26 protein-coding genes and 2 pseudogenes are annotated in these 23355 nt (G+C 73.5%); 8 read left to right on the forward strand and 20 right to left on the reverse strand.

Going from position 1 to position 23355, the window contains the following annotated elements:
- Window positions 1-67: 67 nt before the first annotated feature.
- From LEP48_RS18890 to LEP48_RS17560, 20 genes are all read right to left on the reverse strand, one after another.
- Window positions 68-898, reverse strand: a complete 831-nt coding sequence (locus LEP48_RS18890; protein WP_225566854.1) for an OmpA/MotB family protein — start codon at window positions 896-898, stop codon at window positions 68-70.
- On the reverse strand, window positions 895-1668 hold the full coding sequence (locus tag LEP48_RS17470) for a motility protein A (RefSeq protein WP_225566855.1): 774 nt from the start codon (window positions 1666-1668) through the stop codon (window positions 895-897). Before LEP48_RS17470 ends, LEP48_RS18890 begins: the two co-directional genes overlap by 4 nt.
- Window positions 1669-1670: 2 nt before the next feature.
- Window positions 1671-1994 carry a flagellar FlbD family protein gene (locus tag LEP48_RS17475; protein WP_225566856.1) on the reverse strand — a complete coding sequence of 108 codons (324 nt, stop codon included), beginning with the start codon at window positions 1992-1994 and terminating at the stop codon, window positions 1671-1673.
- 38 nt (window positions 1995-2032) lie between these two features.
- Window positions 2033-3214 carry a flagellar hook protein FlgE gene (locus LEP48_RS17480; protein ID WP_225566857.1) on the reverse strand — a complete coding sequence of 394 codons (1182 nt, stop codon included), beginning with the start codon at window positions 3212-3214 and terminating at the stop codon, window positions 2033-2035.
- Between the two features lie 15 nt (window positions 3215-3229).
- On the reverse strand, window positions 3230-3802 hold the full coding sequence (locus tag LEP48_RS17485) for a flagellar hook capping FlgD N-terminal domain-containing protein (protein ID WP_225566858.1): 573 nt from the start codon (window positions 3800-3802) through the stop codon (window positions 3230-3232).
- A gap of 24 nt (window positions 3803-3826) precedes the next feature.
- Window positions 3827-5473, reverse strand: coding sequence for a flagellar hook-length control protein FliK (locus LEP48_RS17490; RefSeq protein ID WP_225566859.1), 1647 nt, complete (start codon window positions 5471-5473; stop codon window positions 3827-3829).
- 11 nt (window positions 5474-5484) lie between these two features.
- The gene (locus tag LEP48_RS17495; RefSeq protein WP_225566888.1) at window positions 5485-6159 is read right to left on the reverse strand and encodes a C40 family peptidase; all 675 of its coding nucleotides are present in this window, start codon (window positions 6157-6159) and stop codon (window positions 5485-5487) included.
- A gap of 2 nt (window positions 6160-6161) precedes the next feature.
- A complete protein-coding gene (gene fliJ / locus LEP48_RS17500; RefSeq protein WP_225566860.1) occupies window positions 6162-6599 on the reverse strand; it encodes a flagellar export protein FliJ in 438 nt (145 codons plus the stop codon).
- The gene (locus LEP48_RS17505; RefSeq protein ID WP_225566889.1) at window positions 6599-7927 is read right to left on the reverse strand and encodes a FliI/YscN family ATPase; all 1329 of its coding nucleotides are present in this window, start codon (window positions 7925-7927) and stop codon (window positions 6599-6601) included. The genes fliJ and LEP48_RS17505 overlap by 1 nt, the downstream gene beginning before the upstream one ends.
- 50 nt (window positions 7928-7977) lie before the next feature.
- Window positions 7978-8631 carry a FliH/SctL family protein gene (locus tag LEP48_RS17510; protein ID WP_225566861.1) on the reverse strand — a complete coding sequence of 218 codons (654 nt, stop codon included), beginning with the start codon at window positions 8629-8631 and terminating at the stop codon, window positions 7978-7980.
- Window positions 8621-9718 carry a flagellar motor switch protein FliG gene (fliG, locus tag LEP48_RS17515; protein ID WP_225566862.1) on the reverse strand — a complete coding sequence of 366 codons (1098 nt, stop codon included), beginning with the start codon at window positions 9716-9718 and terminating at the stop codon, window positions 8621-8623. Before fliG ends, LEP48_RS17510 begins: the two co-directional genes overlap by 11 nt.
- Complete coding sequence (fliF, locus tag LEP48_RS17520) at window positions 9715-11334, reverse strand: flagellar basal-body MS-ring/collar protein FliF (protein WP_225566863.1); 1620 nt, start codon at window positions 11332-11334, stop codon at window positions 9715-9717. Before fliF ends, fliG begins: the two co-directional genes overlap by 4 nt.
- Before the next feature lies 1 nt (window position 11335).
- A complete protein-coding gene (fliE, locus tag LEP48_RS17525; RefSeq protein WP_225566864.1) occupies window positions 11336-11659 on the reverse strand; it encodes a flagellar hook-basal body complex protein FliE in 324 nt (107 codons plus the stop codon).
- A 5-nt stretch (window positions 11660-11664) separates the two neighbouring features.
- On the reverse strand, window positions 11665-12057 hold the full coding sequence (locus tag LEP48_RS17530; protein ID WP_225566865.1) for a flagellar basal body rod protein FlgC: 393 nt from the start codon (window positions 12055-12057) through the stop codon (window positions 11665-11667).
- A 1-nt stretch (window position 12058) separates the two neighbouring features.
- Entirely contained in the window at window positions 12059-12400 is a 342-nt protein-coding gene (locus LEP48_RS17535; RefSeq protein WP_225566866.1) for a flagellar basal body rod protein FlgB, read from the reverse strand.
- Window positions 12401-12539: 139 nt separating this feature from the next.
- The gene (locus LEP48_RS17540) at window positions 12540-12857 is read right to left on the reverse strand and encodes a hypothetical protein (protein WP_225566867.1); all 318 of its coding nucleotides are present in this window, start codon (window positions 12855-12857) and stop codon (window positions 12540-12542) included.
- Window positions 12847-13263: a flagellar export chaperone FliS gene (gene fliS / locus LEP48_RS17545; RefSeq protein ID WP_225566868.1), complete on the reverse strand. Its 417-nt coding sequence runs from the start codon at window positions 13261-13263 to the stop codon at window positions 12847-12849. Before fliS ends, LEP48_RS17540 begins: the two co-directional genes overlap by 11 nt.
- Before the next feature lie 26 nt (window positions 13264-13289).
- Window positions 13290-14660: a flagellar filament capping protein FliD gene (gene fliD, locus LEP48_RS17550; RefSeq protein WP_225566869.1), complete on the reverse strand. Its 1371-nt coding sequence runs from the start codon at window positions 14658-14660 to the stop codon at window positions 13290-13292.
- Window positions 14661-14793: 133 nt separating this feature from the next.
- Window positions 14794-15654 (reverse strand): flagellin N-terminal helical domain-containing protein, encoded by an 861-nt coding sequence (locus tag LEP48_RS17555; RefSeq protein WP_225566870.1) that lies wholly within the window; start codon window positions 15652-15654, stop codon window positions 14794-14796.
- Between the two features lie 133 nt (window positions 15655-15787).
- Window positions 15788-16621: a sigma-70 family RNA polymerase sigma factor gene (locus LEP48_RS17560; protein ID WP_225566871.1), complete on the reverse strand. Its 834-nt coding sequence runs from the start codon at window positions 16619-16621 to the stop codon at window positions 15788-15790.
- Window positions 16622-16991: 370 nt separating this feature from the next.
- Between LEP48_RS17560 and LEP48_RS17565 the strand changes: the two genes are divergently transcribed.
- The 8 genes and pseudogenes from LEP48_RS17565 to LEP48_RS17600 form a co-directional block, all read left to right on the forward strand.
- Window positions 16992-17480: a flagellar protein FlgN gene (locus tag LEP48_RS17565; RefSeq protein ID WP_225566872.1), complete on the forward strand. Its 489-nt coding sequence runs from the start codon at window positions 16992-16994 to the stop codon at window positions 17478-17480.
- A 53-nt stretch (window positions 17481-17533) separates the two neighbouring features.
- The gene (flgK, locus tag LEP48_RS17570) at window positions 17534-18949 is read left to right on the forward strand and encodes a flagellar hook-associated protein FlgK (protein WP_225566873.1); all 1416 of its coding nucleotides are present in this window, start codon (window positions 17534-17536) and stop codon (window positions 18947-18949) included.
- Window positions 18950-18979: 30 nt separating this feature from the next.
- A complete protein-coding gene (locus LEP48_RS17575) occupies window positions 18980-19855 on the forward strand; it encodes a flagellin N-terminal helical domain-containing protein (protein WP_225566874.1) in 876 nt (291 codons plus the stop codon).
- Window positions 19855-20226 (forward strand): flagellar assembly protein FliW, encoded by a 372-nt coding sequence (gene fliW / locus LEP48_RS17580; protein ID WP_225566875.1) that lies wholly within the window; start codon window positions 19855-19857, stop codon window positions 20224-20226. Before LEP48_RS17575 ends, fliW begins: the two co-directional genes overlap by 1 nt.
- 63 nt (window positions 20227-20289) lie before the next feature.
- The gene (locus LEP48_RS17585; protein WP_225566876.1) at window positions 20290-20775 is read left to right on the forward strand and encodes a hypothetical protein; all 486 of its coding nucleotides are present in this window, start codon (window positions 20290-20292) and stop codon (window positions 20773-20775) included.
- A 199-nt stretch (window positions 20776-20974) separates the two neighbouring features.
- The gene (locus LEP48_RS17590) at window positions 20975-21544 is read left to right on the forward strand and encodes a DUF488 domain-containing protein (RefSeq protein ID WP_225566877.1); all 570 of its coding nucleotides are present in this window, start codon (window positions 20975-20977) and stop codon (window positions 21542-21544) included.
- A gap of 242 nt (window positions 21545-21786) precedes the next feature.
- Window positions 21787-23046 (forward strand): annotated as a pseudogene (locus tag LEP48_RS17595) (IS3 family transposase).
- A gap of 35 nt (window positions 23047-23081) precedes the next feature.
- A pseudogene (locus LEP48_RS17600) lies at window positions 23082-23327 on the forward strand (transposase); the annotation flags it as partial.
- Window positions 23328-23355: the final 28 nt, after the last annotated feature.

Here is a 23355-nt window from a genome sequence, read left to right on the forward strand (position 1 = left end):
ACCGGGCCGGCCCCGCGCGCCCGGCGGCGGCGTCGCCACGGGTCCGTCCGGCGGACGACCTGCGGCGTCAGCTCGCGGAGTCGGGCCCCGCGGCGCCCCGGAGCACGTCCGGGATGAGCGCCCGCACGGCCTCGGGCTCGGCCGAGAGGACCACGACGTCGACCCGGCGGTTGGCCGCGAGCGACTTCGCGTCCCGGCCCTCGGCGAGCGGCCGCGCGGAGCCGAAGCCGACCGCGGCGATCTTCTCGGCGTCGGTGACCCGCATGGACACGAGATGACGGAGCACGGCCGTGGCGCGCGCGGCGGACAGCTCCCAGTTCGTCGGGTAGAACGAGTGGTGCAGCGCGATCTCGTCGGCGTGGCCCTCGACCCGGATCTCGTACGGCGTCGGCTTCAGGGTCGGTCCGACGACCTTGAGCACCTTGCGGGCGTCGGAGGTGAGGTCGGCGCTGGAGGAGGAGAAGAACGTGTCGGCGGACACCAGCCGCACCGTCAGGCCACGCTCGTCGATCTCGAAGCGGACGTCGTCGGACATGCCGCGGTCGGCGAGGTCGCGGGCCATGGCGTCTCGCAGGGCGGTGAGGTCCGCCACCTCGGCGACGGCACGCTCGAGCTCCGTGTCGGTCTCCGGCTCCTCCTCGGCCGGGATCGTCACCTGTGCCTCGACGACGTCGGCGTCGGGCACGGTGCCGAAGCCGGCCGCGAGCGACGACTTGAGCTCCTGGTACTTGCCCTGGTCCACGGAGCTGATGGCGAACAGGATGATGAACAGGCACATGAGCACGGTGACCATGTCCATGTAGGACACCATCCACCGGCCGCTGCCGCTGCTGTCGTGGCCGCCTCCGCCGTCGTCGCCCCCGCCGCCGCGGGCGGTCCTGCGGCGCCGGGACGTCACGCCGCCTCCTCGAGCGGCACGGCGCCCTCGGGGACCATCGTGCGCAGGCGCTCGTCGATCACGCGGGCACGGGTCCCCGCCTGGATCGACATGTAGCCCTCGAGCAGCACGGTGAGCCGCTCGATCTCCAGGTCGGACAGACGCTTGAGCTTGGCGCCCAGCGGCAGCCAGATGAAGTTCGCCGACATGATGCCCCACAGGGTCGCGATGAACGCCGCGGCGATCATCGGGCCGAGCTTCGACGGGTCGGACAGGTTCTCCAGCACGTGGGTGAGGGAGACGACGGTGCCGATGATGCCGATGGTCGGCGCGTACCCGCCGATGCCGTTGACGAACCCGTACGCGACGGCGTCCTCGCGGGCCTTGGTCTCGATGCGCTCCTCCAGCAGGGTGCGCAGCTGGTCGGCGTCCGCACCGTCCGCCAGCGACTGCAGGGCGCTGCGCTGGAACGGGTCGTCCGTCTTCTGGGACTCCGCCTCGAGGGCGAGCAGCCCGCCGTCGTTCTGGACCACCTCGGCGGCGCGCACGACGTCGACGATCGCCGCCCCGGGCTGCGCGGCCTTGGCGACGAACGCCTGGGGAAGCATCTTGACCGCGGCGCGCGCGTCCTTCAGGGTGCCGGACGCGAGCGCGGCCGCGATGCTGCCGCCGAGGACCAGGATGATCGGGGCGGGCAGCAGGATGGACTGGAGGTGCGCGCCCTCGAGCATCACCATCGCGACGAGAGAGCCGAACGCGATGATGATGCCGATGATGGTTGCGGGGTCCATGGCTATCTCGTCCTCGGGTCGGTGGTGAAGGGTGCGGGGCCGGTGGAGCGGTCGGGCGTGTCGTCGAGCGCGGGCACGGCCGCGAGACCTGGCCGGGTACCGGCCACGGGCCGGGGGCCGTCCGTCTCCGGCAGGGCTCGGGCCATGGCCAGCACGCGCGCCTTGTGCTCCTCGACCAGGCGGATCACTTCTTCCATCGGCTCGGTGACGATGTAGCGCGAGCCGTCGATCAGCGTCACCCGGGTGTCCGGGTTGGTCTCGACGCGCGCCACCAGGTCGGCGTTGATCGCGATGCGCTCCGCGCTGAACCGCGTGAGGACGATCACGGGTGCCTCCTTCCGGCAGGGTCGACGGCGGTCACGGGTCAGCGCTTGAGGTTGACGAGCTCGGTCAGCACCTCGTCGGCCGTGGTGATCACCCGGGAGTTCGCCTGGAACCCACGCTGCGACACGATGAGGTTCGTGAACTCCTGGGAGAGGTCCACGTTGGACATCTCGAGCGCGCCCGAGGTGATGCCGCCCAGGCCCTGGGTGCCCGCGGCGCCCACGACGAGGTCGCCGGCGCTCTGGTTCGCGGCGTACAGCGAGCCGCCCGCCTTCTCCAGGCCCTCCGGGTTGGTGAAGGTCGCGAGGGCCACCTGGCCGAGCACCTCGGTGGTGCCGTTCGAGTAGCGGCCCACGATCGAGCCGTCGCCGGACACGGAGTAGCTGGTCAGGGAGCCGGCCGCGCGGCCGTCGGCGTCCTCGACGGCGACGTTCGACAGCTCCGCGTAGGAGGTGACGCCCGCGAGGTCGACGTCGACGCCGCCCACGGTGAGCGTGCCACCGCCCGAGAGCACACCGTTCGTGAACGTGAGGTCCTGCGGACCCTCGAGAGCGGCCCCCGTCTCGCCGTCCTTGGCACTGACGGACCAGGTGCCCCCCGTCGCCGTGAAGACCAGCGAGAGTCGGCTCGCGCCGCCACGGACGTCGAAGACCTCGACGTCGCGCACGATCTCGGTGCCGTCCGCGGCGTCCGAGGGCAGGTTCCCGCCCAGGCGCACGTTCGTCGTCGCCTGCGGCTGGACGACGTCGCCCACGGGGATGGTGAGGGGGCCGAGCGGGCTGCTCGAGTTGATCTGCCCGTCCACGGCGGTCCAGCCCTGGACCATGTCGCCGTCGGCGTTGACCAGGCGGCCCGCCCCGTCGAAGTTGAACGCGCCGTTGCGGGTGTAGAACTCCTGCCCGCCGCGCTCGACGACGAAGAAGCCCTCGCCGTCGATCATGAGGTCGGTCGCCACGCCCGTCGTCTGGGCCGCGCCCTGCGTGAACTGGGTGGTGATCGCGCTGGTGGTCACGCCCAGGCCGATCTGCGCCGGGTTGGTGCCGCCGGCCTGGTCGGCCGGGGCGGTGCCCGCCGCGACGAGCTGGGACAGGGTGTCCTGGAACTGGGTGCGCGAGGACTTGAAGCCGGTCGTGTTGACGTTGGCGATGTTGTTGCCCGTGACGTCCAGCATGGTCTGGTGGGCGCGCAGGCCGGAGATCCCGGTGTTGAGAGAGCGGAGCACGATGGTCCTTTCGGGTCAGGCGGCGTCGCCGCTGCCGGAGCTGTCGGTGGCGCCGTCCGTGGCAGCCGGGCTGTCGGCGGCGTCCGTGCCGTCCGTGGGGCCGTCCGTGGGGCCGCCCAGGTGGGCGACCGCGGAGACCTGGTCGAGGTCGACCGTCGTACCGTCGACGGTCACGGTGGGGACCCCGGCGCGGTACGAGACCGCCGTGGCGGTGCCCGTGTGCTCCACGCCGTCCGCGTCGAGGTAGGACACCCGCTGGCCGAGCAGGTCGGCCGCGGCGCTGCGCATCTGGAGCGCGAACGACTCCTGCTGGCGCAGGTTCGTCTCGGAGACGAGCTCGCTCATCGAGGTGAGCGCCTCCATCATCGCCAGCGAGGTCGTCTGGGAGACGATCTCGCCGGTGTCCATGGAGCTGGCCGGGTCCTGGTTGCGCAGCTGGGTGACCAGCAGCTCGAGGAACAGCTCGGAGTCGTACTCCTGCTTCGGCGTGCGGCCGGTCGAGGCCGTCGAGGCCGTCGACGAGGTCGCCCACGCTTCCCCGGTGGCGGGCACCGACCCGTACGCGGGGGTGGACGTTGCTGCGGACACGGCGTCTGGCACGACGCTCCCTTCTCAGACGAGGACGTCGAGGCGCCGGGTGGCGCCGAACGTCCCGTCCTTCACTGTCGGCTGGTCGGTGGTGTCGGTGGTGGACGGATCCGGGGCGGCCCCGCGGGCGGCCGTGACGGGGGCCCGGTCGGCTCCCCGGCCGTGGGCGTCGCCCGGCGCCTGGCGTCCTGCGCCCGAGCCGTCCGCCTGCGACCCGCCCTGACCGGTCGTGGACGGCGTGTCCGACGACGAGACGCTCAGCGTCGCCGTGGGAGCGATGCCCGCGAGGTCGCGGCGGAGGTCGGCGGTGAGCCCGCGCAGGGCCTCCCGGCCGGTGTCGTGCGGCGCGAACAGCTCGATGCGCACGTCGGCCCCGGTGATGTGGGCGCGCACGGTCACCGGTCCGAGGTTCTCGGGCGTGACCGACAGCGTGAGCACGTGGTCGCCGTCGCCCGCCGCGAGGAGCTGGAACGTCGGTCCGCTCACCTGGGTGCGCAGCGGCACGGGCGGCTGCGGCGGCGTCGGGACCGGCGCGGGGGCGGCAGGTGTGGCGGCGGCCGACGACGCCGGGACGGCAGGGGCCTGGACCGGTGCTGCGGCGGCCTGGTCCACCCCGGCGGTCGGCGCGGCAGCGCCCGGGGTGCCGGGCAGCGCCTCGGTCCCCCCCGCGCCGCGGGCACCCGCGACCGCCGGCGCGCTCGCGACGGGGGCCGGGCCGGACAAGGTGGTGAAGGTTGGGGTCGACGGCGGCGCGTCGGTCGGGCGGGCCGCCGCGGCAGGTCCCACCGCCGGCGACGCCGGGGCCTGGGGGTCCGGGCCGACGGAGCCGGCCGTCGGGAGCGCCGCCGAGGACCGGCCCGCCTCGACCGGTGCGACCGACTCGACCGACTGCTGGGCCACTGAGGCCCGGGCGGCCGACCCGTCGGGCGCGCCCGGGGACACGGCCGCCGTCTGGCCCGGCCTGGCCGGACCGGCCGGACCGGCCGGACCGGCCGGCGGTTGAGCCGCCGGGGCCGTCTCGGTCGCCTGGCCGGTCGCCTGCCCGGGCGCCTGGCCGGGCGCCTGGCCGGGCGCCTGGCCGGGCGCCTGGCCGGGCGCCTGGCCGGGCGCCTGGCCGGGCGCCTGGTCGGCCGTCGAGCCGAGCCCGGCCGGCGCGGACGACGCGGACGACGCGGAGGCCTGGGGGGCCGGCCCGGCGGGCTCGGCCGATGACAGCGACGGCGGCACGGCGTCCGCGAGCGTGTCGCCCGCGGGCACGTCGCCCGCGGGCACGTCGCCCGCGGGCACGGAACCGTGCGGCACCGTGCCCTCCGACACGGCGCCCTCGGGCGACGCACCCTCGGCGCCGCTCACGGCGCCGAGGAGGCGGCCGGCTCCGGGGAACGCGGCGTCCGTCGGCGGGGGCGAGACCGGGAGCGGCAGGGCTCCGGCCTCGGTCGGGCCTGCGAGGGCAGCCGCCCGCGCACCGGTGTCGGCGTCCCCGAGGGCGCCCGCGCCGGAGCCCTGGCCCGGGGCCGGGTCCGGAGCGTCGTCCTGGCCGGCGGCGCTCGCCAGGGCGCGCCCGAAGTCGTCGGACCGGGCGGCGGCGTGCTCGCCGCCGGCTGCCGGACGGTTGCGGGCCGGTGCGGGCACGCCGGCGAACGGCGCGCTGGTGGGAGTCGTCAGTGTCATGGGTCGGCGCCTCAGTCGAGGATGCGTCGGATGGTGGTGACGCGATCGTCGGTGATGCTCGCGATCTCGACGGTCTTGCCCGGCCGCGGCGAGTGGATCATCTGCCCGTCACCCAGGTAGATGCCGACGTGCTTGCCGCCACGCTGGATGATGAGGTCGCCGGCGCGGGCCTCGGCGAGCGACCCGATGGTGGTGCCCTCGCGCATCTGGTCGCGGGCGACGCGTGGCAGGTCGATGCCGTGCCGCGAGTAGGTGAGGTGCACCAGGCCGGAGCAGTCGAGGCCGCCCTCGGCGAGCGACTCGCCGCCCCACACGTACGGGGTGCCGAGGTACTCCTTCGCGGTCTCCACGATCTGCTGCCCCTTGGCGGCGCCGGCGTCGGTGGACGCCGGGGCGCTCGTGGCCGTCCCGGTGCCCGTCGTCGTCGCGGCGCCCACCACCCCGCCCAGGGGCTGGGTGGTGGTGACGCCCGGCGCCGGGGTGCCCGGAAGCTGGGCCGTGAGGTTCGTGAGATCGGTGCCGGTGGCCGCGGCCAGCGCGGACGCGAACTGGGTGGCGTTCTGCTGGGTCGCCGCCGACGTCGCCGTGGCGGTGCCCGCCGTCGCGGTGGTGCGCCCCGCGGCGACGTCCTGCAGCGTGGCGATCTGGGTGCGGATCTCGCCGACCCGGGTCAGCGCTTCGGTCATGCTCACGGTCCTGCGGTCCTTCCCGATGTCCGGTGCCACGCCGACGAGGCGACCTCGTCGAGCGCGGCCTGCTCCGTGCGGCCCTCGGCGAGGGCAGCGGCGCGGTCGTGCCGTTCCTGGAGCTTTTCCAGCCCCATGGCCTCGCTGCGGGCCTGCTGCAGCGCGGCGCGTGCCTCGTCCACGGTCTGCGCCTTGAGGCGCACCTCGGACTCGAGCACGGAGTACATGGCGCCGGCCGCGGCTCGCGACGCGGCCAGGGCCGCGAGCGAGGCGCTGGTGCCTGCCCCTTCCGGAGAGCTCTCGACGTAGGCGGCGAGACCGCCCGCCCGCTCGAGGGCGCCGTCGAGCTCCGCGCCGGCGCCCGCCAGCCGCAGCTTCGCCCGGTCCTCGGTGAGCTTGCGCAGACGCAGCACGCCTGCGAGCCGGAACGTGTTCGCCATCAGGCCTCCTCCCCAGCCAATGCTTCGGCGAGCCGCGTCAGCCGCGACCACGCCTCGGGTGCCGGCGTCTGGTCCGTCATCGCCTGCTGCAGGAAGCCGTTGATCGCGGCCTCGTGCTCCAGCGCGGCGTCGACGAGCCGGTCCGTGCCGGTCTTGTAGGCGCCGATGTCGAGGACGTCCTGCGCCTTGCGCCGCGCGGCGAGCACCTTGCGCAGCGTCAGGGCGACCGAGCGCTGCTCCGCCGTCGTGACGCGCGACGCGACGCGCGAGATCGACCCGAGCGGGTCGACGGCCGGGTAGTGACCGGTCACCGCGATCGCACGGTCCAGCACGACGTGCCCGTCGAGGACGGAGCGCGCCTGGTCGGCGATCGGCTCGTTGTGGTCGTCGCCGTCGACCAGGACCGTGTAGATCCCGGTGACGGACCCGGTCGGGCCGGTGCCGGCACGCTCGAGCAGGCTCGCCATGAGCGAGAAGGTCGACGGCGGGTAGCCGCGCGTCGCGGGCGGCTCGCCCACCGACAGCCCGATCTCGCGCTGAGCCATGGACACGCGGGTCAGGGAGTCCATCATGAGGACGACGTGCTTGCCGGCGTCCCGGAACGACTCCGCGATCCGGGTCGCGGTGAACGCGGCCCGGCGGCGCATCATCGCCGGCTCGTCGGAGGTCGCGACGACCACGACGGAGCGCGCGAGGCCCTCGGGACCGAGGTCGTCCTCGAGGAACTCGCGCACCTCGCGACCGCGCTCGCCCACGAGGGCGATGACGGAGACCTCGGCATCGGTACCGCGCGCGACCATCGACAGCAGCGACGACTTGCCGACGCCGGACCCGGCGAACAGGCCGATGCGCTGGCCGCGGCCGAGCGTGGTGAGCGTGTCGAGGACGCGCACCCCCGTGGTCAGCGGGGTGTCGATGCGGGCGCGGTCCATCGCCGAGGGTGCCTCGTTGTCGACCGGGACCCGGGCGCCGCTGTCGAGGGGCCCCAGGCCGTCGACCGGACGCCCGAGGGCGTCGATCACCCGTCCGAACAGCCCGCGGCCGGTCGGCACGACGACGCCGCTGCCGTTCGTGCGCACGGGGTCGCCGGCGCCGATCCCGGACAGCCGCCCGAGCGGCATGCAGCGCGCGCGCCCCTCGGCGGTGGCCACGACCTCCGCGTCGACGGCGTTCGGGGCGGAGCCCACCTGCACCAGGTCACCGATCGCGCAGCGCAGCCCGGCGACCTCGATGCTCAGCCCGACCGCCGACGTGACGACCCCTACCCGCTCGGGGCGGGCGGCGGAGAGCAGCGCGTCGAACGCGCGCGGCCGGGTCCGTGACGGCACCCACCCGGCGCTCGGGCGGGCGGTGGTCCCGGTGGCCGTCGTCGTGGCGGTCACGAGGCACTTCCGGCGTCGCCGCGGTCGTCCAGGGCCGCGCGGGCCCGCTCGACGGCGGTGCGCACGCGGGCGTCGAGGAATCCTTGCTCGAGCTCGGCCACCGCGTCGCCGGGCCGCAGCGTCCGGTCGGGCACGAGCGGCACGTCCGCGACGCCCGTATCGGCCAGGAGCTGCACGTCGTCCGGGTGCAGGCGCACCGCCACGACGGCGCCCTGCGGGTCGGAGGTCGCCCGGGCCAGGGCGGCGTGCGCGGCGTGGGGAGGGTCGGCGAGGTGGACCCCGACGATGGCTTCCGCCAGGTCGAGGGCGCCCGCCAGCACGGCGTCCTGCGCCTCGGTGACGACCGGCACGGTCCGCTCGGTGAGGGAGCGGGCCGCCGCGTCGAGCAGCTGCCGGGCGCGCGCGGTGCGCTCCGTGTGCTCCGCCGCCCGCCGCTCGTCCTGCGCGGTGAGCCTGGCGCGGAGCGCGGCAGCCTCCTCCCGCGCGGCGCGGGCGCCCGCGGCGTAACCCGCCGCGTACCCGCGGGCGGAGGCCGAGGCCTCCAGCCGCGCGAGGTGCGTGCCGGGCAGCACCGGCGCCACCTGCGGCACGAAGGTGCCGGTGGTCTGGTGGTCCGCCGCCCGGTGGGCGGCGACGAAGTCAGTAGACAAGCTCGTCCTCCTCCGTGCGGTGGATGGTGATCTTGTCCTCGGACTCCAGGTCGCGGACGATGCGCACGATGTCGGCGCGCGCCTCCTCCACCTGGCTCATGCGCACTCCGCCGAGGCCCGCGGTCTCGTCCTCGAGGACGGCGCGGTTGCGCTCGGAGATGTTCGCCGTGATCGTGTCGACGACCCGGCGGCTGGTGCCCTTCATGGCGAGCGCGAGCACGGCCATCTCGACGCCGCGCAGGATCGTCTGCACGTCGCGCGCGTCGAACGACGCGATGTCCTCGAAGGTGAGCATGCGCGAGCGGACCTCTTCGGCCAGCATCGGGTCACGGGCCTCCAGCCCGTCCAGGAGCGCCTTCTCGGTGGCCACGTCGGCGCGGTTGATGATGTCGACCAGAGGCTGGACGCCGCCGACGGTCTCGGCCGGCTGGCGCGGGGCGATGCTGGCGCCCATCCGGGTGCGGAACTGCTCGGAGACGAGCTTCACCGCGTCGGGGGACGCCGTGCCCATCGTGGCGAGCGCCTGGGCGACGTCGGTGCGGTAGTCGTCCGCCAGGTTCGCGAGCACGGCCGACGCCGCGTGCGGCCCCAGGTGCGCGAGCACGAGGGCGACGGTCTGCGGGTGCTCGCCGTCCAGCAGCGAGACGATCTGACCGGGGTCGGTCCCGTCCAGGTACTCGAAGGCCTTGCCCTGCATGCTCGTCACCAGGCGGTCGACCATCTCGGCAGCCCGATCGGCACCCAGGGACGCCTCGAGCAGCCCGACGGCGAAGTCCTTGCCGCCGCGAGGGCGGGGGCTGCCGGACAGCGCCATGTCGTAGAACTCGTCGAGCGCCGCGACGGCGAGCACGTCGTCGACGACCTGGGTGCGCATGATCTCGGCCGCCACCTCGCCGGCCTCGTCCTCGGAGAACAGCGACATGATCGTCGCGGCGTGCTCCTGGCTCATCTGCATGAGGACCAGGGCGACCTTCTGGACGCCCGTCATCGAGGCGATCTTGCGCACGAGGGCGGGTGACGGCCCGGACTCGGCGACGACGGCGGGAAGCACCGTCGTCGCGTCGGCGGGGGACGTGGCGACGCTCATCGGGTCACCCCCGCCCGGCCCTCGGTGAGCAGCCCCCGCAGGTACTCCGCGGTCTTGTCCGGGTCGGCCGCGGCGAGCGCGTCCACCTCGGCGCGGCGCTGGTCCACGTCGGTCATGCGCGCCACCGGCGGCTGGATCGCCGGGCGCGGGGGCGCCGGCGGGAGCTCGGGAGCGAGCCCGTCGCCCGCGGTCAGAGCCGCGAGGTCGTCTCCGCTCGCGAGCGCGAGGGCGTCCGCGTCGATCGACTCGCGACGCTCCCGGCGCCGCTGGCTGCGGCTGCGAAGCAGGCCGATCACGACCAGCAGGAGCAGGACGAGCGCGACGCCGCCGACGACCAGGTTGCGCACGAACGCCTCCTGGCGCTCGGCCTCGGCCGCCGCATCGGCCGCCGCGAGCGCCGCCTGGGCCTCGTCCGCGGCGCTCGTGTCGAACGGCAGGATCTCGACCTCGACCACATCGCCGCGCTCGTCGTCGATCCCCGCCGCGGTGGACACCAGGGCGGTGACCGCCTCGGCGTCGAGCGTCCCGGCCGCGTCGGAGTCCACCGCGACGGACACGTTCTGCCGCGTCAGCGCGCCGGCGGGCGTCGTCGTCGTCTCGGTGACCTTGTCGACGGCGTTGTTCCGCGTCGCCTTCTCGGACGTGTAGTTGCTGCCCGCGGCGCCTCCGCCGGGGACGGCGATGTTGTCGGGGCCGAGCACGCCGGCCTCTCCCCCGGCGCCGCCCGTGTAGCCCTCGGTGCTCGTCGACTCGCTGAGCACCGGTTCGCCCTCGGGGGCGGTGAAGCTCTCGGCGAGCCGCTCCGAGCTCGACTGGTCGATCTCGGCGGTGACGGCCACGGTCGCGTTGCCGGGGCCGACGACGCGGTCGAGCAGCGTCTGCACCTGGCCGGCGACCCGGTCCTCGTACTCGGCGGCCTGCGTCCCCGAGGAGCGCGTCCCGACGCCCACCTCGGACAGCACCTCTCCGTCCGCGTCGACGACGGCGACGTCCGTGGGCGCCATGCCGTCGATCGAGGCCGACACGAGGTGGACGACCGCCTCGACGTCGTCGGTCTCGAGCTGCTTGCCGTGCGACGGCTGGAGGAACACGGAGGCCGTCGGCTTCCCCTTCTCGTCGACGAAGACCGTCTCCTCGGGGATGGCGAGCTGCACGGTGGCCGTCTCGACGACGTCCATCGCGGAGATGGTGCGCGCCAGCTCGCCCTCGAGGGCGCGCTTGTACGTGACGTCCTGCTGGAACTCGCTGGAGGTGACGCCCATCTCGTCGAGCAGGGAGTAGCCACCGACGGGCTCCTCGGCGGGCAGGCCCGCGGCGGCCGCCGCGAGGCGCTGGTCGTAGACCTGCTCCTCGGGGACCATGACGGTCGCGCCGCCGTCGGACAGCTCGTAGGGGACGCCGGAGGACTGGAGCTGCTCGACGATCGCCGAGGCGTCCGCGCTGGACAGCCCCGAATAGAGCGGCGAGTAGCTGGGGCGCGTCACCCACATGACGAGTGCCACCACGGCGACCGCGAGGATCGCCAGGGCGAGCACCGCCAGCGTGCGCTGCGCGATGGTGAAGTCGCGGACGGCGCCGAAGGCGCGGCCGAGCGAGGACTTGATCTTCTCGGGCATGTCAGGCCTGCATCCTCATGATCTCGTTGAACGCGTCGACCGCCTTGTTGCGCACGGTGGCGACGAGCTCGAGGGTCGTCTGGGCGCGGGTCGCGGCGAGCGTGGCCTCGTGGACGTTCTTGAGGTCGCCGGTGACGGCGGCGATCGCCAGCTCGTTCGCGGTTCCCTGCAGCTGCTGGGTGCCGTCGACCGCGGACCCGAGCACCTGCGCGAAGTCGGAGGCGCCGGTGGGCGACGCGGAGGACGGGGCGACGGAGCTCTCGGCGGCGGAGAGGTAGCCGGTCGCGGTGGTGGCCTCGACGGGGGTGATGGGCGTGAGGGGCATCGTGGTCACTTCCCGATCTGCAGGGCTGCTTCGTAGGCGGTCTTCGCGCGGTCCACGACGGCGGCGCTCGCCTGGTACCCGCGCTGGGCGAGGATGAGGCTGCCCATCTGCTCGGACATGTCGATGTCCGGGTAGCGCACGTAGCCGTCCTCGTCGGCGAGCGGGTGGTCCGGCTCGTAGGTGATCCGCCCCTCGGCGCTGCCGAACGCGGCGCCGGCGACGTACGCGCCCGGGTCGTCCGCCGTGCCCTCGGTCGCGAGGACGTAGCGGGCCCGGAAGGCCTCGTCGTCGGTGGACGTGACGGTGTTGACGTTCGCGATGTTGTCCGCGACGGCGTCCAGCCACTTGCGGTGCAGGGACAGGCCGGTGCCGGCGATCCCCAGGGCGTCGTACGTCATGTCAGGCCGTCCTCATCGCGGCCCGCAGGGCGGCGGCCTCGCCGCCCACGGCCTGCGTCGCGAACTGGTAGCGGAGCACCGTGTCGATGTTCGAGATCGTCTCGGTGTCGAGGTTGACGTTCGAGCCGTCGAGCTGCGTCGGCTCGAGGGAGCGCGACACGGTCGGGCGCACGTCGCCGTCGCCGTCGCCGACGGAGGCTGCGAGCGCCTCCTCGAACTGCACGCGCTTGGCGGTGTAGCCGGGCGTGTTGATGTTGGCGACGTTCTCCGCGATCGCGCTCTGGCGGGCGGACAGCCCGTCGAGCGCGCTCTGGAGCGCCAGGGAGGTGACGGAGTCGAACATGGAGGTCTTCCCGTGGTGCTGGGGTCGGCCGTCCCATGGCCTGCCGGGCGAGCGATCCGTCCTCGCCGTGCGCTTCGCGCTCTTTCTGATCGTCACCCGACCCCTATGCAAGGGCCGGGCGGGTGAGCCGTGCTCCGGCTCAGGCGCAGACGTCCAGGTAGGCCGCCGCCCCCGCGTCGTGCGTCCGGGGCACCTCGGCCAGGGCGCGTGCCTGGCGGCGGTGGTCCGCCATCTGGGCACGCAGCCGGCCGACGACGTCGCTCAGGTGGTCCAGGACCTCCAGCGCCCGCGGTCGCAGGTCGGCCGGGATCCGGTCCAGGTCCAGCGGCGGCTCCCAGCCGCACAGCCGCGCGACCATCGCCTCGTCGGCGAGGTCGACGGAACCTGCCGCCATCGCGTCGAGCTCGTCCAGCACGGCCGTCCACCGGTCGCGGTCGGCCTCCGCCTCACGCGACACCGGAGACACCTCCGACCAGGCTCGCGCCCGCGGCGGCGGGGAGCTGGTCGGCGGCCTGCTGCCAGGCCTCCTGCAGCGGTAGCACGAGCTCGAGCGCCTCGGCCGTGCGCGCGACGTCGCGGCCGACGTTCGCGGCCACGAGCGCCTCGTGCACGTAGACGTACAGCGCGAGGAGGTCCTCGGCACCGTCCCACGCGGTCCGGTCGAGCGAGCCCATCAGCTCGGCGACGATCGCCTGCGCGTGCACCAGCTGGGTGGACGCGGCCGACCAGCGCTCCTCGGCCTGCGCCGCCTGCGCGCGGCGCAGGTCGAGCACCAGGCGGTCGTACAGCATGGTGAGCAGCCGGGCAGGGGACGCGGTCAGGACGGCGTCGCGCCCGTAGGCGCTCTGGGCGATGTGGGTCACGGTCAGTTCCTCAGTGGGGAGGGCGGTCAGCTGGACTTCGACGCGTTCATCGAGGCGAGCTGCCCCGTGAGCCAGTCCTGCTGCGACTGGAGCTGCGCGAGCGACACCTCCATCGCGGTGAACTGCGTGGTGAGGCGGTTGTACCGCTGCTCGAGCCGTGCGTCCCACGCCAGGATCTGGTCGTCCAGCCGCTTCGCGCTCGTCACCCGGCCCTGGATGGTGGTGGTCAGCAGACCGTCGTACTTGTCGGAGAACGACTCGGCGGTCTCCTGGACCCGCGTGGCCACGGCGGAGAACCGGGCCATGACGGCGTCCGGGTCGGCGGCGAGGGCGGCGGAGAGCTTGTCGGCGTCGAACGACACGTCGCCGTAGCGGGTGATCTCGATGCCGATCGTGGACAGGGAGACGCCGCCGACGGGGTAGGTCAGCGACTCGAGCAGCCCCTGGCGGGCGCTGCGCACGACCGACTCGCCGGCCAGCGTCGCGCCCGAGGTGGAGCCGTCGGTGCCGACGGTGACCTTGGTCTGCGCGGCGATGCGCGACAGGACGGCGGAGACGGAGTCGACGAGCCCCTGGACGACCTTCGCCCGGGCCTCTGGGTCGTCGCCCACGGTCACGGTCACGGCGTCGGTGGTCGGCTTCGAGACGGTGACGTCCACGCCCGGCAGCACGTCGGTGAGGGTCGTGGACGCCGAGGTGATCGTCTGCTCGGCGGCGGTGCCCGCCCAGAGGCGGACCGACGAGTCGGCGGCGGCCGTCACGGTGGCCGCACCCGGTGCGGCCAGCAGGTCGGTGGCCGTGCCGGCGTCGACCTGGGCGGCTGTACCGGCGTGGAAGGAGAAGGCGCTCGCGGCCCCGGTGTCGGTGGCGGTGAGCTGCAGGCGGTACACCGGCTCGCCGGTCCCCGCGTCGGTCCCGGCCGCGACCTTGACGGCGCGGACGCCGGCGTCGGCCTCGTTGATCGCGCTCACGACGTCGTCGAGCGACGTGGAGGCGGCGGTGAGCTCGGTGTGCGAGCCGTCGGAGCCGGTGATGGTGAAGCTGGTGGTCGTCGCCGCGCTCGTGGCGGCCGTGACCGACTTCTGCGCAGCGGCGACGGTGTCGACGACGATGTCGAGGCTCCCGGCGCCCGCGCCCGCACGGGCGGCGACGGCGACGGAGTCCGAGGAGCTGGTGGCGGTGAAGAGCGAGAGGGCGTCGGGGCCCGTCAGCTCCTTCGCGGACTTCGCGAGGGCCGCGAGCCGCGTGTTGAGGTCCTGGAGCGAGCTGATCTCCGACCGCTCGGCCGAGACCTTGGCCTGGAGCTGGAGCTGCGGGATCGACTCGGCGGCGATGAGCTGCTTGACCAGCGCGGCGGTGTCGATGCCGCTCGCGATTCCGGTGAACGAGATGCTCATGCGGGCAGCCTCCAGGATGGGACGTCGATCGGGTGGGGGCGACAGAAGGGGTGGGGCGCGCGCCAGCGCCCGGGTGCCGCGGTGGGCGGCGCGGTATGCACCGCACCGCCCACCGCAGATGGCTCCGTCAGACTCAGCCGAGGAGCTGGAGAACGCCGGCGGAGGACTGGTTCGCCTGGGCCAGCATCGCGGTCCCGGCCTGGGCCAGGATGTTGGTCCGCGAGTAGTTCATCATCTCCTTGGCCATGTCGACGTCGCGGATCCGCGACTCCGCGGCGGTCAGGTTCTCCGCGGCGACGTTGATGTTGGAGATGGCGTACTCGAGACGGTTCTGCGTCGCACCGAGGCCGGAGCGGGCGGTCGAGACGGCGGTCAGGGCCGTGTCGAGGGTCTCGATGGCGGCCTGGGCACCGGCAGCCGTGGTGACGTCCAGGGAGGTGCCGCCGGCGCCGCCGGCGTCGTACACGCCCGCCTCGATGACGGTCTGCAGGTTGTTGGTGGTCAGGTCGATGGTGATGGTGTTGCCGTCACCGCTGCCCTCGGCACCCACCTGGACGTTCAGGTCCGCGGCGGTGGTCGACAGCAGGCTGATCCCGTTGAAGTTCGTCGAGTCGACGATGCGGTCGAGCTCGTTGGCGAGCTCGCCGAGCTCCGCGGAGATCGCCGAGCGGGCGTCGGCGTTGTTGGTGTCGTTGGACGCCTGCACCGACAGGTCGCGCATGCGCTGCAGGATGGACTGGGCCTCGCCCAGGGCGCCCTCAGCGGTCTGCACGACGCTGATGCCGTCCTGCGCGTTGCGGGCGGCCATCGAGTAGCCACCGGCCTGGGCCTTGAGGCCCTCGGCGATCGAGAGGCCCGCGGCGTCGTCGGCCGCGCGGTTGATCCGCAGACCCGACGACAGCTTCTCGAGCGACTTGCTCTGGCTGTTCTGGGTGTTGGTGAGGTTCCGGTACGTGTTGAGTGCCGAGACGTTGGTGTTGACGCTGAAGCCCATGATGAAGATCCTCCGTGAGACGGGCGGGTGGAAATCTGTTTCCCTCCGGCCCATCCGTGGGCCGGTTCATGGAGCACTCTCGACAGGCTCCCCGCTGATGTGGCCTGTGACCTGGGTCACATTCGGCCGGACCTCAGGACGCGGCCCGGACCGCCCAGGCGGCGCGGCGCGTGGCACCGCCCGCGACCCGCTGGCCCACCGCTGCGGCGTAGTCCCGGCGGCGCTGCGTCAGGGGGACGGCCGGACGCGGCGCGGGCTCTCCGGGCTGCGACGCCCCGGGGGAGGCGGACGCGGCCGCGTAATGCGTCTCGAGCGCCTCGCGCAGCATCTGCACGGCCTCGATCCGCGTGTGGGACACCGTGGAGTGCCCGATGCCGAGCTCGGCCGCCAGCTCGCCGACGCTGCGGTCGGAGAAGTAGATCGCCTCGACCACGTACCGCATCCGCTCCGGCAGGGCCGCGACCGCCTGCCGCACGACGTGCCTCTCCTCCACCGCCAGCACCTCGTCCTCGGGGCTGGGGGCGTCGTGCACGACCCGGTCGTAGGTGTCGTCCTCGACGGCGACGATCGAGCGGCCGGCGTCGTCGCGGATGTCCCGCACCTCGGCGAGGGTCACGCCCATCGTCTGGGCGATCTGCTCGTCGGTGGGCTGGCGCCCGAGCGAGGCCGTGAGCGACTGCTCGACCGCCTTCAGCTCCTTGATCCGGCGGCGTGCGGAGCGCGGCGCCCAGTCCTGGGAGCGCAGCTCGTCCGCGAGCGCGCCGAGGATGCGCCGTCGGGCGTACGCGCCGAACGGCACCCCGCGGGACGGGTCGTAGTTGGTGGCGGCCGTGGTCAGCGCCATCGCCCCGACCGACGCGAGGTCCTCGCGCGACACGTGGTCGGCACGGTGGGCGAGGTCGGAGACGAGGAAGCCCACGAGGGCAAGGTTGTCGACGACGAGAGCGTTGCGCTCGGTGAGGTTCACGCCGAAGCACCTTTCTGCTGTGGCGTCCCCGGGCGCGGCGCCGGGGACGGGGAGTCGGTCGCGGCGTCGGCCGCGTCTGGGACTCCCCATGCACCGGGCGCGCCGGTCAGTCCCGAGCTGTCAGCACGAGGTGCACCGCACCGTGCACGTGGCCCTGACAACTCCCGAGCCCTCTGAGCTGTCAGGGCCAGGTGCACCGCACCGTGCACGTGGCCCTGACAACTCCCGAGCCCCTCTCCCTGACAGGTCGCGGGGCGGGGCGGGCCACATCCGTGCCGCGGCTGCCGACAGTGCTCGGTGAACGGCGTCCTGCCTCGGCAGGGCTGCCGCTCACCCGACCACCGACCCGAACCCGCGAGAGGAGAGCCCCGTGGGCCCCCAGGAGCTGTCGACCCTGCTGTGGCGAGAGCGCGAGCTGCTCGAGATGCTGCAGTTCAAGCTCGAGGAGGAGCAGCTGCTGCTCACCTCCGGCCGCACCCGCTGGCTCGCGCAGGCGAACCGCGAGGTCGAGAACGTCATGGAGAAGGTCCGTGAGGCGACCCTGGTGCGCACCGTCGCCTCGGAGACGGTGGCCACCACGTGGGGCCTCTCGCCGGAGGCCACGCTGCGGGAGCTCGCCGCGGGGGCGCCGGAACCCGGGCCCTGGCGCGAGATCTTCGAGGGTCACCTGGCCGGGCTCACCGAGCTGACGGTGCGCATCCGCACCGTCCGCGACTCCAACGCCCAGTTCGTCACGCACGCGGCGCGCTCCACCCAGGAGACCCTCGCGAACCTCGACGGCGAGGCGCGCACCTACGACGCGTCCGGCGCCGCGACCGCGCAGTCGGACGGCGCCCGCCTCTTCGACACGGTCCTGTAGACCGCACCCCTGGCCGACCCGACCGTCCCGGACCTCGCAGGAGGAGTCCCCCCATGAGCTCGTTCGCCATCCTCAACACCGCCGCCCGCGGGTTGAGCGCCGCCCAGGCGGGCATCGACGTCACCGGCCAGAACGTGGCCAACGTGAACACGCCCGGTTACACGCGTCAGCGCGTGGAGCAGTCGGCGGTGGCCCCGCTGACCGAGATGGGACTGGGCCGCCTCAGCCGGCAGGTCACCAACGGCCAGGGCGTGTCCGTCGACGGCGTGGCCCGTCTCGGCGACCTCTTCCTCGAGGCCCGCGTGCGCCAGACGGCGTCCGGCGACGGGTACTCGTCGGTGCGTGCCGCCGCGTACCACGCGGCCGAGGACATCCACGGCGAGCCCTCCGACATCGGCGTGGCCTCCGCCCTCCAGTCCTTCTGGGGCGCGTGGCAGGACGTCGCGAACTCCCCCGGCAAGGACGCGCAGGGGTGGGTCGTCATCGAACAGGCGGGCGCCCTCGCCACGCAGATCGCGGACGGCCGCTCCCGGGTCGCGGCCGAGTGGACGCAGGCCCGCACCAGAGCCTCCGCGCGCGTCGAGGAGGTCAACACCCTCGCGGGCCAGGTCGCGATCCTGAACGACCGGATCCTCTCCTCCGACGGCGGGACCGCCAACGAGCTCGTGGACCAGCGCAACCAGCTCACCGACCAGCTCGCGCGGCTGACGGGCGCGAGCACCAGCACCTCTCCCGACGGCACGGTCGACGTGCTCGTGGGCGGCAACCTCCTCGTCGACGGCACCCGGACGAACCAGGTGCGGCTCACCGGCTCGACGACGCTCGACGGCACGCAGGGCGACCCCGTGCGGCTCGAGTGGGCGCACCGCGCGGGCTCGGACGTCGACCTCGCGGGCGGCGAGCTCGCCGGGTACCTGTCGGCGATGGCCCCCGCCTCGGACGGCGGCGTCTACGCGCAGGCCGCGGCCGGCTACGACGCCCTGGCCACGACGCTGGCCACGACGGTGAACGCCCTGCACGCGAGCGCCCTGACCCCGTCGGGCGACGCGGGCGGCGACTTCTTCGCCCTCGACCCCGGCGTGCCGGCGGGTGCCGGGCTCCGGGTCGCCGTGACGGCACCCGGCCAGGTCGCCGCCGGCGCCGCCGGGTCCGGCGCGCTCGACGGGTCCGTGGCGGACGCGATCGCGGGACTGGGGCTCGACGACGACGGCCCCGACGCCGTGTGGTCGGCGCACGTCACGCAGCTCGCGGTCCGGTCCGGCTCGGCCGACTACGAGGCGCAGATCGCGTCCGCGGCGTCGTCCGCCGCCGTCTACGACCTGCAGTCGCACTCCGCCGTCTCGCTGGACGAGGAGACCGTGAACCTCATGCAGTACCAGCACGCCTACTCGGGCGCGGCACGGGTACTGACCGCCGTCGACGAGATGCTCGACCAGCTCATCAACCGCACCGGCCGCGTCGGCCTGTAGCCCGACCCGCCGTCCGTCAGGAGGAGAACCGTGCGCGTCACCCCTCAGATGCAGGCTTCGTACGTCACGAGGAGCCTGCAGACCAACCTCGCGAGGATCGCCGAGCTCCAGGAGCAGGGCACCTCCGGGCGCCGGCTCACGCGGGCCTCGTCCGACCCGTCCGCGGCCGCCGACGCCCTGTCGGTGCGCAACCAGCTCGCCACCGAGCAGCAGTACTCCCGCAACGTCGACAACGGCACGGGCTGGCTCGCGACGCTGGACTCGGCGCTCGGCACCGTCACGGACATCGTCCAGCGCGTGCGCGACCTGACTCTCCGGGGCGCCTCCGACACGACGTCGGCCGAGGGCCGCGAGGCCATCGCCGGCGAGCTCGTCGAGCTCCGTGACGAGCTGCTGCGCCAGTCGGGCACCACGTACCTGGGCCGCACCGTGTTCGCCGGCACCTCGGACGAGGGCGTCGCGTTCCGCGACGACTACTCGTACACCGGCGTGGCGGGCACGACCGTGGAGCGACGCATCGGCGCCGACTCGACCGTCCGCGTAGACGTCGACGGCTCGGCCGTCTTCGGGGCGGGCGCGGGCTCGGTGTTCGCGCTGCTCGACACGATGGCGGCCGACCTGCGCGCCGGGAACGGCTCGGGCGGCCACCTCGCCGCCGTCGACGAGCGCCTCGACGCCGTCCTCGCCCAGCACACCACCGTCGGTGCCCGCCAGAGCCAGCTCGAGCGGGCGGCCGACACCAACCTCGGGGTGCGTACCGACCTCGAGGCCCGACGTTCCACGATCGAGGACGTCGACCTCGCCGAGCTCGCCATCGACCTGCAGCTCAAGCAGGTGGCCTACCAGGCGACGCTGAGCATCGGTGCCAGCATCCTGCAGCCGACCCTCATGGACTACATCCGCTGATGACCACTCTCACCTTCGTCACCCCGCCCCCCGGCCTCGCCGCCCGCCGCTTCGAGCTCGTCACCGAGCCGGCCGACGGCGTCTACACGCTGGTCGCCCTCGACGCTCCCGGCCTCACGCTCCTCGTGCTCGACCCGGGGCTGTGGGTACCGGACTACTCCCCCGCGCTGCCGGCCACGGACCTCGAGCGCATCGGCATCACCGGTGCCGGGCCCGACCCCGTGGTGCTGGTCGTCGCCGGGACCCACGACGGAACGCTGAGCGTCAACCTCCTGGCGCCCGTGCTCGTGCACCCGGACACCGGTGCCGCCGTCCAGACCGTGCTCGACGGGCAGGGGCTGGACATCCGGCGCGCGCTCGTCCATGCCTGAGCCCCGCCGCGCCTCCCGCCACACCCGCACGACGACGCACGCTGCTACCGAAGGACGAATCCCGTGACCATCACGCCACTGCCCCAGCTCAAGGAGATCCGCGACCTGTTCGCGGGGCTGGTCGGCCGCGACTGCACCACCGAGCGCGCCGGCGCGCTCATGACCCCCGAGACGCGCGGCATCGTCGCGGCCACCTACGTGAGCCACCGCGCCCAGGTCGAGGCCGTCGTCGCCGTCGACCTCTCGCTCGGTGCCTACCTCGGCGCCGCGATCGGCCTCATGCCGCCCGGCCCGGCGAAGGACGCCGTGGCCGACGGCTCCCTGAGCGACGTGCTGCTGGAGAACCTCAGCGAGGTCCTCAACGTCACGGCGTCGCTCTTCAACGCCGACGACGCCCCGCACCTCAAGCTCGAGGACGTCGTGGACTCCCACCGCGGCGCCCTCCCGGGTCTGCCGGTGTCGTTCCTGCGCAGCACGGGCCGGCGTCTCGACGCCACGGTGCAGATCGCGGGCTACGGCGGCGGGGCGCTCACCGTCGTCCTGCGCTGACCACGGCCCCGGCCCGACCAGGGCCGAGGGACCGACGGGTCCGCGGGACGGACCACGATCCGCAGGACCCTCCAGGGCCTGCGGGGCCGACCAGGCCCCGCAGGCCCTGACCTGTGCGCCGACCGCTGCGCACCCCGGCCGTCGTCCGTGCGCGATCCCCGCCGAGGTGATCCCATGGCGGGGAGGGAAAGGGGACGAGGTGCCTGATCGGACCGACCCGACGCCGAGCGAGCCGTTCTTCACCGTCGGGCACTCGAGCCGCACGCTCCAGGAGTTCGTCGACCTGCTCCGGCAGTCAGGCGTCGAGCTGCTCGTCGACGTCCGTCGGCTGCCCGGCTCCGCCCGGTACCCGCACTTCGACGAGGACGCGCTCGCGGCGTCGCTGCGCTCCGTCAGGGTCGGCTTCGAGCGCGCGGAGGGCCTGACCGGCCGGCGCCCGGTGAGCAAGGACGTGCCGTTCGAGATGAACGCCTGGTGGGAGAACCGGAGCTTTCACAACTACGCCGACCATGCGCTCTCGGACGACTTCCGGCACGCGCTGGCGGACCTGCGCGAGCAGGGACACGCACGGCGTCTGGCCGTCATGTGCTCCGAGGCGGTGTGGTGGCGGTGCCACCGCCGCATCATCGCGGACCATCTCCTCGCCCACGGCGAGGAGGTGCGGCACATCGTCGGCAGAGGCCACGTCGACCCCGCGCGCCTGAGCGCGGGCGCCGTCGTCGGCGAGGGACGTCGCGTGACGTACCCGTTGCCCGACGACGGCGCCTAGCGAGGGCTCCCCCTCCGGGGGGCCCTCGTGCTGATGAGGCAGCGCAGCTCCCCTTCGGTTCGCCGCTGCATGACCCCGACACTGCCGCCGCTGACATGCGGGACTCAATTGGTCACAAATCTGGCTCAACGCAGATGAGGGTGTAGCAGCCGTTGCGGGGCCGGTCGGCGCGTCGGGGGGCCTGACCCTGTTTGGTGGACACGCTCGATCCGGCTTCGGTCGGAGGAAGCGAGAATCTGTCCATGGCGAACAAGCGTTACCCGGAGGACTTCCGGCGTGATGCGGTCGAGCTGTACCGCGTTACCGAGGGCGCGAGCATCGTGGAGATCGCGGCCGAGCTCGGCTGCTCGAAGTCGGCGTTGACGCGCTGGGTCGAGCAGGCCGGTATCCCGACTCGCGGCCCGCGCTCGGCGGTGCGAGCGGACAGCACGACGGTGAGCGGGGAGAACCCCGACGAGGAGCTCGCGCGGCTGCGCGACGAGGTCCGCAAGCTCGCCGCTGACAAGCAGCGGTTGATGACCGAGCGAGACATCCTGCGTAAGGCAGCGAAGTATTTCGCCGGGGAGACGGGCTGGTGAACCGCTTCCAGTTCGTCGCCGACCACTCCGACACCTTCGAGGTGAAGCGGTTGTGCGAGATCGTCGAGATCGCCCGTTCGTCGTACTACAAGTGGCTCGCCGGAGCTGCCAAGCGTGCCGCGAGACGAGCGGACGACGACGCGCTGGCGGCGCGGATCCGCACCGCGCACGACAAAGACACCACCCAGGGCGCGCCGCGCATCACGGCCGAGCTCAACGACGGCGCCGCGCCGGGCGAACGCGTGAACCGCAAGCGCGTCGCGCGCGTGATGCGCGAGCGCGGCATCGCCGGGCTACGGCTACGACGGCGCAAGCGGACCACGATCCCGGACCAGTCCGCCACCCCGGTCCCCGACCTGGTCAAGCGGGACTTCACCGCGCCAGCGCCGAACCTGAAGTACGTCGGCGACATCACCTACCTGCCCTACGGGGCCGGGCAGTTCCTCTCACCTGGCCACCATCATCGACTGCTACTCCCGGCGCCTGGTCGGCTGGGCGATCGCCGACCACATGCGCACCAGCCTCGTCACCGACGCCCTTGACGCCGCCGCCCGCGAACGCGGGAGCCTGCGAGGCGCGATCGTGCACCACGACCACGGAGCCCAGTACACCTCCAAGGACTACGCGGCCCTGTGCAAGCGCCTCGACGTGAAGCTCTCGATGGGCGCGGTGGGCTCGAGCGCGGACAACGCCCTGGCCGAGTCGTGGAACGCGTCCATGAAACGCGAGACGCTGCGTGGCGACGCGGCCTGGGCCACCGAACGAGACGCCCGCATGGCCGTGTTCCGATGGGTCAACAGGTACAACAACACCCGCCGCCACTCCCGCTGCGGCTACCAGCCGCCAGTGACCTTCGAGGCACGCTCTACGGCCACGACACCGGAACCCGCACCCCGCACGACTACGCTGCCAACAGCGGCATAGACCCCACCCCGCGTGTCCACTTTTCGGGGAGAAGGCCCTCCTCGGGCAACACCGTGCGACACCGCATCAACCGCGGCGGGGACCGCCGCCTCAACCGGGCGCTCCACATGGCCGCCGTCACGCGCATGCGCATGGCCCCCCGCACCCGCGCCTACGTCGAGCGTCGCACCGCCGAAGGCCGCACCCTGCGCGAGATCCGCAGATGCCTCAAGCGCTACCTCGCCCGCGAGATCTACCGCCACCTCAACGCTGCCGCCCAAGCCGAACTCGTGACCACTTGACGAACATAGGAGATTCAACGGCAGGCTC

The organism is Isoptericola luteus (genome assembly GCF_020297055.1).
GTDB lineage: Bacteria > Actinomycetota > Actinomycetes > Actinomycetales > Cellulomonadaceae > Isoptericola > Isoptericola luteus.

Coding starts and splice junctions, on each gene's coding strand:
- fliE (WP_225566864.1), bottom strand. CDS start 11,659: ATGCCCCTCACGCCCATCACCCCCGTCGAGGCCACCACCGCGACCGGC.
- LEP48_RS17530 (WP_225566865.1), bottom strand. CDS start 12,057: ATGACGTACGACGCCCTGGGGATCGCCGGCACCGGCCTGTCCCTGCAC.
- fliG (WP_225566862.1), bottom strand. CDS start 9,718: ATGAGCGTCGCCACGTCCCCCGCCGACGCGACGACGGTGCTTCCCGCC.
- LEP48_RS17490 (WP_225566859.1), bottom strand. CDS start 5,473: ATGACACTGACGACTCCCACCAGCGCGCCGTTCGCCGGCGTGCCCGCA.
- LEP48_RS17470 (WP_225566855.1), bottom strand. CDS start 1,668: ATGGACCCCGCAACCATCATCGGCATCATCATCGCGTTCGGCTCTCTC.
- fliJ (WP_225566860.1), bottom strand. CDS start 6,599: ATGGCGAACACGTTCCGGCTCGCAGGCGTGCTGCGTCTGCGCAAGCTC.
- fliW (WP_225566875.1), top strand. CDS start 19,855: ATGACCACTCTCACCTTCGTCACCCCGCCCCCCGGCCTCGCCGCCCGC.
- LEP48_RS17495 (WP_225566888.1), bottom strand. CDS start 6,159: ATGACCGAAGCGCTGACCCGGGTCGGCGAGATCCGCACCCAGATCGCC.
- fliF (WP_225566863.1), bottom strand. CDS start 11,334: ATGCCCGAGAAGATCAAGTCCTCGCTCGGCCGCGCCTTCGGCGCCGTC.
- LEP48_RS17535 (WP_225566866.1), bottom strand. CDS start 12,400: ATGTTCGACTCCGTCACCTCCCTGGCGCTCCAGAGCGCGCTCGACGGG.
- fliD (WP_225566869.1), bottom strand. CDS start 14,660: ATGAGCATCTCGTTCACCGGAATCGCGAGCGGCATCGACACCGCCGCG.
- flgK (WP_225566873.1), top strand. CDS start 17,534: ATGAGCTCGTTCGCCATCCTCAACACCGCCGCCCGCGGGTTGAGCGCC.
- LEP48_RS17555 (WP_225566870.1), bottom strand. CDS start 15,654: ATGGGCTTCAGCGTCAACACCAACGTCTCGGCACTCAACACGTACCGG.